Here is a 13,500-nt window from a genome sequence, read left to right on the forward strand (position 1 = left end):
AAAGGTAATGTTTTGGGACGATTTAAACCAATAAATTCTATTCATAAATGGCTACGAACACCTTCCCCAGAGGCTTTGTTTGATCGTCAGCTCGTCTGGATAGCATTAGGTTTAATGTTGATTGGTCTTGTGATGGTGACATCTGCATCGTTTCCGATCAGTTCAAGGTTAACGGATCAACCGTTCCACTTTATGTTTCGTCACGCTCTGTTCCTTTTACTCGCAATCATTACCTCATCGGTCATTTTGCAAATACCTATCCAGCGCTGGTCTCAATATAGCTCGGTATTACTGGCCGTCTCATTCTTGTTGCTGGTGGTGGTATTAATTGGCGGTAAATCGGTTAACGGTGCATCTCGCTGGATTCCTTTAGGTCTATTTAACTTACAGCCAGCAGAGGTCGCAAAGCTCTCTCTGTTCATCTTTATGGCGGGTTACTTGGTTCGTAAGCAGGATGAAGTTCGAGAAACTTTCTTTGGCGGTTTCATCAAACCTATTTTGGTGTTTATGGCCTTAGCTGTATTGCTACTATTGCAACCAGACTTAGGTACTGTGGTTGTGATGCTGGTGACTTTGTTCGGCATGTTGTTTATTGCTGGTGCGAAGCTCTCTCAGTTTCTCGCTCTAATGGTGGCCGGTATCTTGGTGATTGTCGGACTCATTGCCGCAGAACCTTATCGTATTCGCCGCGTAACCTCATTCCTTGACCCTTGGGATGACCCGTTCGGAAGCGGATATCAGCTAACTCAGTCACTGATGGCGTTTGGCCGTGGTGAGTGGTTTGGTCAGGGGCTAGGTAATTCCATTCAGAAGCTGGAATACCTTCCTGAAGCGCATACCGACTTTGTATTTGCAGTGGTGGGTGAAGAGCTTGGCTTTGTTGGTGTAGTGCTTATTTTAATGTTGATATTTAGTCTGGTTCTCAAAGCGGCTTTCATCGGTAAAAAGGCATTTGAACATGACCACCAGTTTGGTGGCTATCTGGCTCTTAGTATCGGTATCTGGTTTGCTTTCCAAACCTTAGTTAACGTTGGTGCCGCAGCAGGTATGGTGCCAACCAAAGGTCTTACTTTACCGCTGATTAGTTACGGTGGTTCCAGTTTAATTGTTATGTCGGTGGCAGTCTCTATTTTGCTTCGTATTGACCATGAATGCCGAGTAGAACGAATTCGACAGATAGAAGAAAATGCGGATGAAGAATAAGAAACGTTTAATGGTGATGGCTGGTGGTACTGGCGGTCACGTTTTCCCTGGATTGGCTGTGGCTAAGAAGCTTCAACAGCAAGGCTGGGAAATTCGTTGGTTAGGTACGGCAGACCGTATGGAAGCCGACTTAGTACCCAAGCATGGTATTGAGATTGATTTTATCCGTGTAAAAGGGCTGCGCGGGCAGGGTATTGCTCGTTTGATTAAAGCGCCATTTCAAATCATCAACGCTATTTTGCAAGCCAAACGCCACATGAAAGCTTGGCAACCTGACGCTGTACTTGGTATGGGCGGATATGTTAGCGGGCCGGGTGGTATCGCTGCTTGGTTACAAGGCATTCCCGTTATTCTGCATGAACAAAATGCGGTTGCTGGATTAACCAATCAATGGTTATCGAAAATTGCATCGCGGGTGTTTCAGGCTTTTAATGGTGCATTTCCGAATGCGCCTGTGGTCGGAAATCCTGTTCGTACAGATGTCGTTGAACTGCCTGAACCGAATCAACGCCTTGCTGAACGCAGCGGCCCTATCCGTGTCTTGGTCATGGGCGGTAGCCAAGGTGCCAGAATTCTCAATCAAACATTACCAGAAGTGATGGCGAAATTAGGCGAAGGCTATGAAGTGCGTCATCAGGCTGGTAAAGACAATCAAGCGGAAGTTGAGCAAGCTTACCAAGTTGCCGGTGCGAAGAATTTTCAGGTAACCGAATTTATTGATGATGTTGCACAGGCTTATGCATGGGCGGATTTATTAGTTTGCCGCTCAGGTGCGTTAACGGTTTCAGAAGTTTCAGCAGCAGGTGTTGCTGCTATTTTTATCCCATTTATGCACAAAGACAGACAACAAGCGCTGAATGCCGATCATCTAGTAGAATGTGGCGCAGCGAAAATGATAGAACAACCGCAATTGACGGTTGAAAAGCTCAGTCAAACTATTGCTCAACTCGAACGTACCCAATTATTAGATATGGCTAACAAAGCTCGTCAAGCAGCAAAATTAGATGCAGACCAAGTGGTTGCTGATGCCATTATCGCTATTACTGAGAAATGAGAACCTATTCATGAAGATCAAACATACTCAAGACTTAGCTCAAATCCGAGCAATGGTGCCTGAAATGCGCCGAGTTAAATGCATACACTTTATCGGCATAGGTGGTGCAGGTATGAGCGGTATAGCGGAAGTGTTGCTGAATGAAGGTTATCAGATCACAGGCTCTGATATCGCGGCTAATGCGGTGACCGAACGTTTGGAAAGTATCGGTGCGTCTGTATTCATTGGTCATCAAGCGTCGAACATTGACCAAGCAAGCGTGGTGGTGGTATCAACGGCGATCAATGAGCAAAACCCAGAAATTCAAGCGGCTCGTGAAAAGCGTATTCCAATTGTACGTCGCGCTGAAATGTTAGCTGAGTTGATGCGTTTCCGTCATGGCATCGCAGTTGCTGGCACGCACGGCAAAACAACTACAACTGCTCTAGTGACTCAAATTTATTCAGAAGCAGGTATGGATCCGACTTTTGTTAACGGTGGTTTAGTGAAAAGTGCGGGCACAAATGCTCGCTTAGGCTCAAGCCGCGTACTAATTGCTGAAGCTGATGAGAGTGATGCATCATTCCTACATTTGCAGCCAATGGCAACAATTGTAACCAATATCGAAGCTGATCATATGGATACCTATGGTGGTGACTTCGAAACGTTGAAGCAGACGTTCGTCGACTTCCTGCACAATCTGCCATTTTACGGTCAAGCCATTTTATGTATTGATGATCCAGTGGTGCGTGAACTGATTCCACGAATTAGCCGTCAGGTTATCACTTATGGTTTCTCTGAAGATGCGGATGTACGTATTGAAAACTACCTCCAGCAAGGACAACAAGGTCAATTTACCGTTGTTCGTAAAGGAAAAGAGAACTTAGATATTACGCTGAATATCCCTGGTCGCCACAATGCTCTTAATGCTTCTGCTGCGATAGCGGTTGCGACAGAAGATGACATCAGCGATGAAGCTATTCTCAAAGCATTGATTAGTACGCAAGGTACAGGCCGTCGCTTTGACCATCTAGGTGAGTTCGAAACCGGTAATGGTGTTGCAATGCTGGTGGACGACTACGGTCACCATCCAACAGAAGTGGATGTTACCATCAAAGCTGCTCGTAGCGGCTGGACTGATAAGCGTCTGGTGATGATATTCCAGCCACACCGTTACACTCGTACTCGCGATCTCTATGATGATTTTGCTAATGTGCTTGAGCAGGTTGATGTGCTGATTATGCTGGATGTTTATTCTGCCGGTGAAAAGCCAATTGCAGGTGCAGATGGTCGTTCGCTTTGTCGAACCATTCGCAGTCGAGGAAAAGTTGATCCTATCTTCGTTTCAGACAGCAAAACTTTACCAGCTGTGTTAGCTAACGTATTACAAGATGGTGACTTAGTCCTGACTCAAGGTGCTGGTGATGTGGGCAAAGTAGCCAAACACTTACAATCTTTGCAATTGAATATTGAAAAGATGCAAAAATATTAAATTTGTTGCTTATGGGTGTACCATTCGTGATATTGGTGGTACTCCTACCAGTTTTATTTATTTGAGTGTTTGATACTTTTAGTGTCCTCAGTATAATCCTTAGGTTAAAGTTATTGCTTTTGCCTCTATTGTACATTGAAATAGGGAATTAAATTGCCAGCCGTCAACAGGAACAACGAACTTTGATAAATAGTACATTTTCTCAAGGTCGTATTATGTCCCGTTCACCATTAGTCAGAGAGCACATAGTTGGTGCTAGCTTTTTATTTATGGTGTTGTTGTTGGTTGGTGTTTTGCTGTATTCAACGATCAGTTGGATGTGGGATGAAGAGAGGCTACCGCTCTCAAAGATAGTTTTGCAAGGTGACTTACAATACGTATCCGCGTTTGATGTTCAGCGTGCATTTGGTCAACTTGATCATATTGGCACATTTATGTCGCAGGATATTAACGAGCTGCAATCCAGTGCTCAGTCAATTCCTTGGGTATCTCATGCTTCAATCCGCAAACAGTGGCCAGATACAATAAAAGTATTTTTAACTGAATATCAGGTTAAAGCTATTTGGAACGGTAATTCGTTGCTTGATGATAAAGGTGTTGTCTTTAATGGCGATATTGCTCAAGTAAATGAAGAACACGTAAAACTATATGGGCCTGATGGCAGTGCACCTGAAGTTTTAAATATCTGGAAACAATACAGCCCTAAATTTCAGCAGATAGGCTTAAATATATCCTCTCTGGTATTAAACGAGCGTCGAGCTTGGCAAATTATTTTAGACAATGGAATTCGCTTAGAATTAGGAAAAGAGTCTTTAGAAGAGCGAATTAACCGTTTCTTTTTACTCTACAAGCAGCTAGGTAATGATGCTGAACGAGTGAGTTATATCGATCTCAGATACGATACCGGAGCGGCCGTTGGTTGGTTTCCTGATCAAGAATTAGCGCAAGAGAGCACAGATGAGTAAAACAGCTGATGACAAATTAATTGTTGGTCTCGATATAGGCACAGCCACCGTTTCAGCCTTAGTTGGTGAATTACTTCCTGACGGTCAAATTAATATCATTGGCGCAGGCACCAGCCCTTCCAGAGGAATGGATAAAGGCGGCGTAAATGATCTAGAGTCGGTGGTTAAATCGGTTCAGCGTGCAATTGACCAAGCTGAATTGATGGCTGAGTGCCAAATTAGTAATGTGTTTTTATCGATCTCTGGTCGACATATTACAAGTAGAATTGAAAAAGGCATGGGAACTATTTCTGAGGGCGAAGTTTCTCAAGAAGATATGGATCGTGCTATTCATACCGCGAAGTCGATTAAAATTAGTGAGGAACAGCGTATTTTGCATGTCATTCCTCAAGAATTTACGATTGATTATCAGGAAGGTATAAAAAATCCGCTAGGATTATCGGGAGTACGCATGGAAGTCAGCGTGCACTTGATTACCTGCCATAGTGATATGGCAAGAAATATTATTAAAGCTGTTGAACGTTGCGGATTGAAAGTTGAGCAGTTAGTGTATTCAGGGTTAGCGGCAAGTAATGCTGTTATCACTGAGGACGAGCGAGAGCTTGGCGTGTGTGTTATTGACATTGGTGCAGGTACGATGGATATCGCTATTTGGACTGGTGGTGCTTTAAGACACACAGAAGTATTCTCGTACGCTGGCAATGCGGTTACAAGCGATATAGCGTTTGCTTTTGGCACCCCAGTTAACGATGCTGAAGAGATAAAAGTTAAGTACGGCTGTGCGTTAAGTGAGTTGGTGAGTAAGGATGATACGGTAAATGTACCAAGTGTTGGCGGAAGACCATCACGAAGTTTACAGCGTCAAACCTTGTCGGAAGTGATTGAGCCTCGCTACACTGAGTTAATGGGCTTAGTTAACCAGACGATCGATACTGTCCAAGAAAATTTGCGAAAAGAAGGCATTAAACACCATTTGGCTGCAGGTGTAGTTCTAACTGGTGGTGCTTCGCAAATTGAAGGTTTAGTGGAATGTGCAGAGCGTGTATTCCGCAATCAAGTTAGGGTAGGTAAGCCGCTCGAAGTGAGTGGACTTACTGATTACGTTAAAGAGCCGTATCATTCTACGGCAGTTGGTTTACTTCATTACGCGAAAGACAGTCAAATTAATGACGACATTGAGTTTCAAGAGCCTAAGCGCCAATCAGTGTCTAGTGTGTTTGGTCGTTTGCGTAATTGGATACAAAAAGAGTTTTAACCTGAGTTGCAGGAAAAACGGAGATAACACATGTTTGAACCGATGATGGAAATGTCTGACGACGCGGTAATTAAAGTTGTTGGAGTTGGTGGCGGCGGCGGTAACGCTGTAGAACATATGGTGCGTGAGTCCATTGAAGGCGTGGAATTCATCAGTATCAACACGGATGCACAAGCACTTCGCAAAACCAGCGTAAGCAGCGTCATTCAAATCGGTGGTGATATCACTAAAGGTTTGGGCGCGGGTGCTAACCCTCAAGTGGGACGTGATGCAGCTCTAGAAAGCCGAGATCGAATTAAAGAATTACTAGCTGGTGCCGATATGGTGTTTATCGCAGCTGGTATGGGCGGCGGTACCGGTACTGGTGCTGCTCCTGTTATTGCTGAAGTGGCAAAAGAACTGGGCATCTTAACCGTTGCTGTAGTGACTAAGCCATTTAGCTTTGAAGGTAAAAAACGTCTTGCGTTTGCTGAACAAGGAATTGAAGAGCTTTCTAAACATGTTGACTCTTTGATTACTATTCCAAATGAAAAACTGTTGAAAGTACTGGGTCGTGGTATCACTTTACTTGAAGCCTTTGCTAGCGCGAATGACGTACTTAAGAATGCAGTACAAGGGATTGCAGAGCTAATCACTCGCCCTGGCATGATTAACGTGGACTTTGCAGACGTACGCACAGTAATGTCTGAAATGGGCCACGCTATGATGGGTAGTGGTATTGCTAAAGGTGAAGACCGCGCTGAAGAAGCCGCTGAAATGGCAATTTCAAGCCCTCTACTAGAAGACATTGATCTTGCTGGTGCTCGCGGCGTATTGGTCAATATCACTGCTGGTCTGGATATGCGTCTTGATGAATTCGAAACGGTTGGTAACACTGTTAAAGCGTTTGCTTCTGACAATGCAACTGTCGTTATCGGTACATCGTTAGATCCAGATATGGCTGATGAAATTCGCGTAACGGTTGTGGCTACAGGTATTGGTAACGAAAGAAAGCCAGATATCACTCTAGTCGCAGGTGGTAAAGCGAAAGTTGCAGCAGTCGCTCAACCACAAGTTGCAGTAGCAGCAAAAGTGGAAGAGAAACCGGCACAGCCTTTGCATGAAAAGACAGAAGTGAAAGTACAGCCTTCACCGACGTCAAATGTCTCTTCTTCTAGTTCTAGCCAAGGGCAGAATGTTGCGCCTAAGCCAGAAAAGGAGAGCGGATACCTGGATATACCTGCGTTTTTACGTCGTCAGGCTGATTAAAATACCGCCACAATTTGACAGTGTTCAAAATTTTGGTAATATGTCGGTCGGTAAAGCTACCGGCCGAGCTTTGTGGCATTGATTTAGAGGCAAACAGATGATCAGACAACGTACTCTGAAAGAGATAGTGAAAACAACTGGTGTGGGTCTCCACTCTGGTCGTAAAGTTACGCTTACTCTTCGCCCAGCCGCTGCAAACACAGGTATTATTTACCGTCGTACTGACGTAAATCCACCAGTTGATTTTCCAGCTGACCCAGAATCTGTACGCGACACTATGCTGTGTACTGCATTAGTTAACGATGAAGGCATTCGTATCTCTACCGTAGAGCACTTAAGTGCAGCTCTTGCTGGTATGGGTATTGATAACGTCATTATCGAAGTGGATGCACCAGAAATTCCAATTATGGATGGTAGTGCGAGTCCATTTGTATACCTACTTCAGCAAGCAGGTATCGAGACTCAAAACGCGCCTAAGCGATTCATCCGTATTAAAAAGCCAGTTCGTTTTGAAGATGGTGATAAATGGGCTGAAATGCGTCCACATAACGGCTTCAAAATGGATTTCCAAATTGAGTTTGACCACCCAGCAATCGATGGTGACGATCAACGCTTAGTGTTTGATTTTTCAACTCAAGGTTTTATCAAAGAGATTTCTCGCGCTCGTACTTTCGGTTTCATGCGTGATATCGAGTACTTGCAATCGCAAAACCTATGTTTAGGTGGCAGCTTTGACTGTGCTATCGTTTTGGATGATTACCGCATTCTTAACGAGGAAGGCCTGCGTTTCGCTAACGAGTTTGTGACTCACAAAGTACTTGATGCAATTGGTGACTTGTACATGTGTGGTCATGCGATTGTTGGTGAGTTCAGTGCTTATAAATCAGGTCATGGTCTGAACAACCAATTACTACGTAAAGTATTGGCAGATCAAGAAGCTTGGGAATGGGCGACTTTCGAAGAGGAAGTTGGTTCACCAGTAGCGTTTGCAGACCCAAACATGGTTCTAGCGTAAAACATCAAGATTTTGAAAAGCCAGACTAAGTCTGGCTTTTTTTATACCTGTCATTTTATTAGCTATCGTTGGTAAAACGACGGTACTTTCGGTAAGTTACTTTTTCGCAAGTTTTGCGATGTTTTCCAATCGCTGTTTAACCTTAGGGTTGGCGTTTTGAGCAACCATTAACAGCGATGACGCGGCATTTTCTGAAAGAGGGGGGCGAGGAATTGCCTCTTTTTGATCCTTAATTGAACCTTTTTGGGTGCGATAAATCGCAGGGTTGATCTTTATTTCAATACTGATCAGTTTGCCGAATCCCTGATTTCTCAGTTGGTTGAGAATATTTAGCCGCTCATAGTCCACTTTCATTTTGATCGATGCACTAGCCGCTTCCAAAACTAAATGTCCACCACGAACGTTTGCCGCTCTTATATGTGGTTCAATGCCTTTAGGTAACAGAGTTTGCAATATTAGGTTGATCTGGATGATCTCTTTCGCGTGCTGTTGTAACTTACTCAGCCGAGATGACTCAATCAATTCGTCTGTAGATGTGGGGCGATGATCTCGCATTCCGCACTCCTTTTATAAAGTTCTGCAGCATTCTATAACGATTCGTTGCTGACTGAAATGAGCGATTGAAGATGTATTCTTTAGTGCCTGATAGCCTAAAACATTGGGCTTAGTGCACAAAATACAAAGCTCAAAGCAAACAAGTCCTAATGTTATTGGTTGTTGAACGAAAAATTACTTAAACTATGCGCCACTAGTGTCTTGAAAATAAACGTCATCATCACAATATCAGAAGATACATGATTTATCTCAGTATCCTTAGTTGAAAACAGGTAGAGACTGAAGGCATTAAGAGATCGCGGACGATCTAAGCAAAGAGAGATTCACAAGAAATGATAACTAAGCTACTGACAAAAGTGGTCGGCAGTCGTAACGACAGAACACTTCGCCGTCTAAGAAAAATTGTAAAAGAAATTAATAATTATGAGCCTGCATTTGAAGCTCTGTCCGATGAAGAGCTAAAGGCTAAAACGGTAGAGTTTCGTCAACGTCTTGAGCAAGGTGAAAATCTAGACCAATTACTACCAGAAGCGTTTGCTACTGTTCGTGAAGCTTCGAAGCGTGTATTCGGTATGCGTCATTTCGACGTTCAGCTTATCGGCGGTATGGTACTAAATTCTGGTCAAATCGCAGAGATGCGTACAGGTGAAGGTAAAACTCTGACTGCAACGCTTCCAGCGTACCTGAATGCTTTGCCAAGCAAAGGCGTTCACATTGTTACAGTGAACGACTACCTAGCTAAGCGTGACGCAGAAACAAACCGCCCACTATTTGAATTTCTAGGTCTGACAGTTGGTATCAACGTACCTAACATGTCGCCACCTGCAAAGAAAGAAGCTTACCAAGCAGACATCTTATACGGAACAAACAACGAGTTTGGCTTCGACTACCTTCGTGACAATATGGCATTCCGTCCTGAAGACCGCGTGCAACGTGAACGCTTCTTTGCTGTTGTCGATGAAGTTGACTCGATTCTTATCGATGAAGCGCGTACGCCACTGATTATTTCTGGTCCGGCTGAAGACAGTTCAGAGCTCTACACTCGTATCAATACCCTTATCCCGTCTCTGCAGCTTCAAGATAAAGAAGACTCTGAGGAGTACCGCGGTGATGGTCACTACACTGTAGACGAGAAATCTAAGCAGGTTTACCTCACCGAAACTGGTCAGGAATTTGTTGAAGAGTTGCTGGTTAAGAATGGTTTAATGCAAGAGGGCGATACACTTTACTCTCCTGCGAATATCAGCCTTCTGCACCATGTGAACGCGGCGCTGCGTGCTCACGTTCTATTTGAGAAAAACGTCGACTACATTGTGACGGAAGAAGGTGAAGTGGTCATCGTTGATGAACACACTGGTCGTACTATGCCTGGTCGTCGTTGGTCTGATGGTTTGCATCAAGCTGTTGAGGCAAAAGAAGGCGTTAAGATCCAGAACGAGAACCAAACTCTGGCATCGATTACCTTCCAGAACTACTTCCGTTTATACGAAAAACTGTCAGGTATGACAGGTACAGCGGACACAGAAGCGTTCGAATTCCAACAAATCTATGGTTTGGAAACAGTAGTTATTCCAACTAACAAGCCTATGATTCGTAACGATATGCCGGATATGGTGTACCGGACAGAAGCTGAGAAGTTTGCTGCTATCATCGAAGATATCAAGATTTGTGTTGAAAAAGGTCAGCCAGTACTGGTTGGTACGGTTTCGATTGAAAAATCTGAATTGCTGTCTAATGCATTGAAGAAAGCGAAGATCAAACACAGCGTACTGAACGCGAAGTTCCATGAAAAAGAAGCGGAAATCGTTGCTGAAGCGGGTAAACCGGGTGCAGTGACAATCGCGACTAACATGGCTGGTCGTGGTACGGATATCGTGCTTGGCGGTAGCTGGCAGATGCAAGTTGAGTCACTAAACAACCCAACTCAAGAGCAAATTGACGCAATTAAAGCGGAATGGCGTAAGGTTCACGATCAAGTTTTAGAGGCTGGTGGTTTACATATCATTGGTACTGAGCGTCACGAATCACGCCGTATCGATAACCAGCTACGTGGTCGTTCAGGTCGTCAGGGTGATGCAGGTTCTTCTCGTTTCTATCTTTCAATGGAAGACACACTGCTACGTATTTTCACTTCAGACCGTATGGCAAGCTTGATTCAAAGCGGTATGGAAGAAGGCGAAGCGATCGAATCTAAGATGCTTTCTCGCTCAATTGAAAAAGCTCAACGTAAAGTTGAAGGTCGTAACTTCGACATTCGTAAACAGCTTCTAGAATATGATGACGTTGCCAACGATCAGCGTCGCGTTGTTTACGAACTTCGTGATGAGTTGATGAGCACTGATGATATCAGTGAAATGATCGAACAAAACCGTGCTGACGTAATGACAGCAGTGATCGATCAATACATTCCGCCACAATCACTTGATGACATGTGGGATATCGCTGGTCTACAAGATCGCTTGAAGCACGACTTCGATCTTGATCTGCCTATTCAGTCTTGGTTGGATGAAGACGACAAACTGTATGAAGAAGCACTTCGCGAACGTATTCTTGAAAACTCGGTAGCGGTTTATAAGAACAAAGAAGAAGTGGTTGGCGCTTCAGTGATGCGTAACTTTGAGAAATCTGTAATGCTACAGACTCTTGATACGCTGTGGAAAGAGCACCTTGCTGCTATGGACCACCTACGTCAAGGTATCCACTTACGTGGCTATGCACAGAAGAACCCGAAACAAGAGTACAAGCGTGAATCGTTTGAGCTGTTTGAAGAACTTCTAGAGTCACTAAAATCAGACGTTATCTCGATTCTTTCTAAAGTACGTGTTCAACAGCAAGAAGAAGTTGAGCGTATGGAGGAGCAACGTCGTGCTCAAGCAGAGCAAGCGGCTCGTATGAGTCAAGCTCAGCACGCTAATGCGAATGGTGAAGAGTCTGAATCTCAAGCTGAACGTAAAGTGGGTCGTAATGAACCTTGTCCTTGCGGTTCAGGCAAGAAGTATAAACAGTGTCATGGCAAAATTGCCTAATAAAAACAAATAGAAAAGAGTCGCTTAGGCGGCTCTTTTTTTAAGTAAAGAAAGACAAAGGAACACAGATGAAACGAATTCATATCGTGGCGGGCATTATCTTCAATCAGGATAAATCGCAAATCTTTATCACTAAGCGCCCAGGCAATTTGCACAAAGGTGGTTTCTGGGAATTTCCGGGTGGCAAAGTTGAAGAAGGTGAAAGCGTTGAACAAGCCATGACTCGGGAGCTTGAAGAAGAAGTTGGCATTGAAGTGACTGAGCAGCATTTGTTCGAGCATCTGGAATACGATTACCCAGAAAAATCACTCAAGTTTGACTTCATTGTCATCAGCAACTTCAACAACGAACCATACGGTAAAGAAGGGCAAGAAGGACATTGGGTAGACATTGCAAAACTCGCAAATTACCAGTTTCCAGAAGCCAATGTACCAATCCTCGAACGTGTTATTAAAGAGTTTTCTTAAGTGCTAGCTATCAACCTCGATAGTTGGTAGTTTAAAAAGCGTAAATCGGAATAACACTATGCAGGACTGCGTAGTCACGAGTAAATGGAGAAATTTGCAATGGTAAGAATTGCAATTGCAGGCGCAGCTGGACGTATGGGCCGCAATCTGGTCAAAGCAGCACATCATAATTCAGAATCAACAGTGGGTGCAGGATCTGAGCGTCCTGAGTCTTCGCTAGTCGGAGTGGATGTTGGTGAGTTATGTGGTGTTGGTCGATTTGATGTCGCTTTGGTGGATAATCTGGAGTTAGCGGTCGATAACTTCGATGTCATCGTGGATTTTACAGCACCAGCGAGCACACTAGCGAACATTGAACTGTGTAAGAAGTACGGCAAGAAGCTGATCATTGGTACTACAGGATTTACTGATGAAGAGCGCGAGCTGATCAATGAAGCCGCGAAAGTCATCCCTATTGTGATGGCTCCAAACTACAGTGTAGGTGTGAACCTTGTATTCAAGCTGCTAGAGAAAGCCGCCAAAGTGATGGGTGATTACTGCGATATCGAAATTATCGAAGCACACCATAGACACAAAGTTGATGCTCCATCGGGTACGGCTATTGGCATGGGCGAAGCGATTGCCGGAGCCATGGGTAACAAGCTCAATGACGTCGCTGTGTATGCGCGTGAAGGTATCACTGGTGAACGTACCAGAGATGAAATTGGCTTTGCTACTATTCGTGCTGGCGACATTGTTGGTGAACACACTGCTATGTTTGCTGATATTGGTGAACGCGTAGAGATCACGCATAAAGCGACAGACCGAATGACATTTGCCAACGGCGCTATTCGTGCCGCAGTATGGTTGAATCAAAAATCAGCGGGTTTTTACACCATGACTGATGTACTTGGTTTGAACGAACTGTAATTACATAATTATGCGTCAGGTTCGCTTGGCGCATAAGAAATTCTCTAACATTTCTTAATCAAATTTTCTTTCCTATAATTTGGCTTATCCTTTAACTTTTTAAGTGCTTTTGTCATGTTGAGGTTGATTTCTCCAACTTTTCTCTGTTTTTGACAATAAAAAAATAATATTAACGTTTGCTTATTTTTTTTGCGCTAATTTCGATTGTTAACAAACAATTTTTGCCTATTTTAAAATCAAAGCCTCATAATTATTGTTTTTGAATGAGTAAAACATGCTTTTTTGATGGGTTTGAGCTCTTTTTTATCTCTAAGGTAATAAATTTGAGTTTA

The 13,500-nt window shown here is 43.8% G+C and carries 11 protein-coding genes; 10 read left to right on the forward strand and 1 reads right to left on the reverse strand.

Annotated features, from left to right (window positions below):
* The first annotated feature begins 12 nt into the window (after positions 1 to 12).
* The 7 genes from ftsW to lpxC all read left to right on the forward strand — a co-directional run bounded on the left by ftsW (position 13) and on the right by lpxC (position 8,211).
* Positions 13 to 1,203, forward strand: coding sequence for a cell division protein FtsW (ftsW, locus tag HKI82_RS04355; RefSeq protein ID WP_171137309.1), 1,191 nt, complete (start codon positions 13 to 15; stop codon positions 1,201 to 1,203).
* Positions 1,193 to 2,257, forward strand: a complete 1,065-nt coding sequence (murG, locus tag HKI82_RS04360; RefSeq protein ID WP_102940471.1) for an undecaprenyldiphospho-muramoylpentapeptide beta-N-acetylglucosaminyltransferase — start codon at positions 1,193 to 1,195, stop codon at positions 2,255 to 2,257. The genes ftsW and murG overlap by 11 nt, the downstream gene beginning before the upstream one ends.
* 10 nt (positions 2,258 to 2,267) lie before the next feature.
* Positions 2,268 to 3,728 carry a UDP-N-acetylmuramate--L-alanine ligase gene (gene murC, locus HKI82_RS04365; RefSeq protein ID WP_171137310.1) on the forward strand — a complete coding sequence of 487 codons (1,461 nt, stop codon included), beginning with the start codon at positions 2,268 to 2,270 and terminating at the stop codon, positions 3,726 to 3,728.
* Positions 3,729 to 3,943: 215 nt separating this feature from the next.
* Entirely contained in the window at positions 3,944 to 4,693 is a 750-nt protein-coding gene (locus HKI82_RS04370; protein WP_102940469.1) for a cell division protein FtsQ/DivIB, read from the forward strand.
* A complete protein-coding gene (gene ftsA / locus HKI82_RS04375) occupies positions 4,686 to 5,948 on the forward strand; it encodes a cell division protein FtsA (RefSeq protein ID WP_102940468.1) in 1,263 nt (420 codons plus the stop codon). Before HKI82_RS04370 ends, ftsA begins: the two co-directional genes overlap by 8 nt.
* A gap of 30 nt (positions 5,949 to 5,978) precedes the next feature.
* On the forward strand, positions 5,979 to 7,196 hold the full coding sequence (gene ftsZ / locus HKI82_RS04380; protein ID WP_102940467.1) for a cell division protein FtsZ: 1,218 nt from the start codon (positions 5,979 to 5,981) through the stop codon (positions 7,194 to 7,196).
* A 97-nt stretch (positions 7,197 to 7,293) separates the two neighbouring features.
* A complete protein-coding gene (gene lpxC / locus HKI82_RS04385) occupies positions 7,294 to 8,211 on the forward strand; it encodes a UDP-3-O-acyl-N-acetylglucosamine deacetylase (RefSeq protein WP_102940466.1) in 918 nt (305 codons plus the stop codon).
* Between the two features lie 96 nt (positions 8,212 to 8,307).
* On the opposite strand, the gene HKI82_RS04390 is transcribed toward lpxC, so the two are convergent.
* Positions 8,308 to 8,766, reverse strand: coding sequence for a DUF721 domain-containing protein (locus tag HKI82_RS04390; RefSeq protein WP_102940465.1), 459 nt, complete (start codon positions 8,764 to 8,766; stop codon positions 8,308 to 8,310).
* A 332-nt stretch (positions 8,767 to 9,098) separates the two neighbouring features.
* On the opposite strand from HKI82_RS04390, the gene secA reads away from it, so the two are divergent.
* From secA to dapB, 3 genes are all read left to right on the forward strand, one after another.
* Positions 9,099 to 11,792, forward strand: coding sequence for a preprotein translocase subunit SecA (secA, locus tag HKI82_RS04395; protein WP_171137311.1), 2,694 nt, complete (start codon positions 9,099 to 9,101; stop codon positions 11,790 to 11,792).
* A 68-nt stretch (positions 11,793 to 11,860) separates the two neighbouring features.
* Complete coding sequence (gene mutT, locus HKI82_RS04400) at positions 11,861 to 12,259, forward strand: 8-oxo-dGTP diphosphatase MutT (protein ID WP_171137312.1); 399 nt, start codon at positions 11,861 to 11,863, stop codon at positions 12,257 to 12,259.
* Between the two features lie 99 nt (positions 12,260 to 12,358).
* Positions 12,359 to 13,168 (forward strand): 4-hydroxy-tetrahydrodipicolinate reductase, encoded by an 810-nt coding sequence (dapB, locus tag HKI82_RS04405; RefSeq protein WP_102940462.1) that lies wholly within the window; start codon positions 12,359 to 12,361, stop codon positions 13,166 to 13,168.
* Positions 13,169 to 13,500 lie beyond the last annotated feature (332 nt).

The sequence above is a fragment of the Vibrio plantisponsor genome, from assembly GCF_013041605.1.
GTDB classification, from domain to species: domain Bacteria; phylum Pseudomonadota; class Gammaproteobacteria; order Enterobacterales; family Vibrionaceae; genus Vibrio; species Vibrio plantisponsor.

Bases quoted from the DNA above. Each gene is read 5' to 3' on its own strand.
- HKI82_RS04370 (WP_102940469.1), top strand. From the start codon at position 3,944: ATGTCCCGTTCACCATTAGTCAGAGAGCACATAGTTGGTGCTAGCTTT.
- murC (WP_171137310.1), top strand. From the start codon at position 2,268: ATGAAGATCAAACATACTCAAGACTTAGCTCAAATCCGAGCAATGGTG.
- mutT (WP_171137312.1), top strand. From the start codon at position 11,861: ATGAAACGAATTCATATCGTGGCGGGCATTATCTTCAATCAGGATAAA.
- ftsA (WP_102940468.1), top strand. From the start codon at position 4,686: ATGAGTAAAACAGCTGATGACAAATTAATTGTTGGTCTCGATATAGGC.
- murG (WP_102940471.1), top strand. From the start codon at position 1,193: ATGAAGAATAAGAAACGTTTAATGGTGATGGCTGGTGGTACTGGCGGT.
- lpxC (WP_102940466.1), top strand. From the start codon at position 7,294: ATGATCAGACAACGTACTCTGAAAGAGATAGTGAAAACAACTGGTGTG.
- ftsZ (WP_102940467.1), top strand. From the start codon at position 5,979: ATGTTTGAACCGATGATGGAAATGTCTGACGACGCGGTAATTAAAGTT.
- HKI82_RS04390 (WP_102940465.1), bottom strand. From the start codon at position 8,766: ATGCGAGATCATCGCCCCACATCTACAGACGAATTGATTGAGTCATCT.
- secA (WP_171137311.1), top strand. From the start codon at position 9,099: ATGATAACTAAGCTACTGACAAAAGTGGTCGGCAGTCGTAACGACAGA.
- dapB (WP_102940462.1), top strand. From the start codon at position 12,359: ATGGTAAGAATTGCAATTGCAGGCGCAGCTGGACGTATGGGCCGCAAT.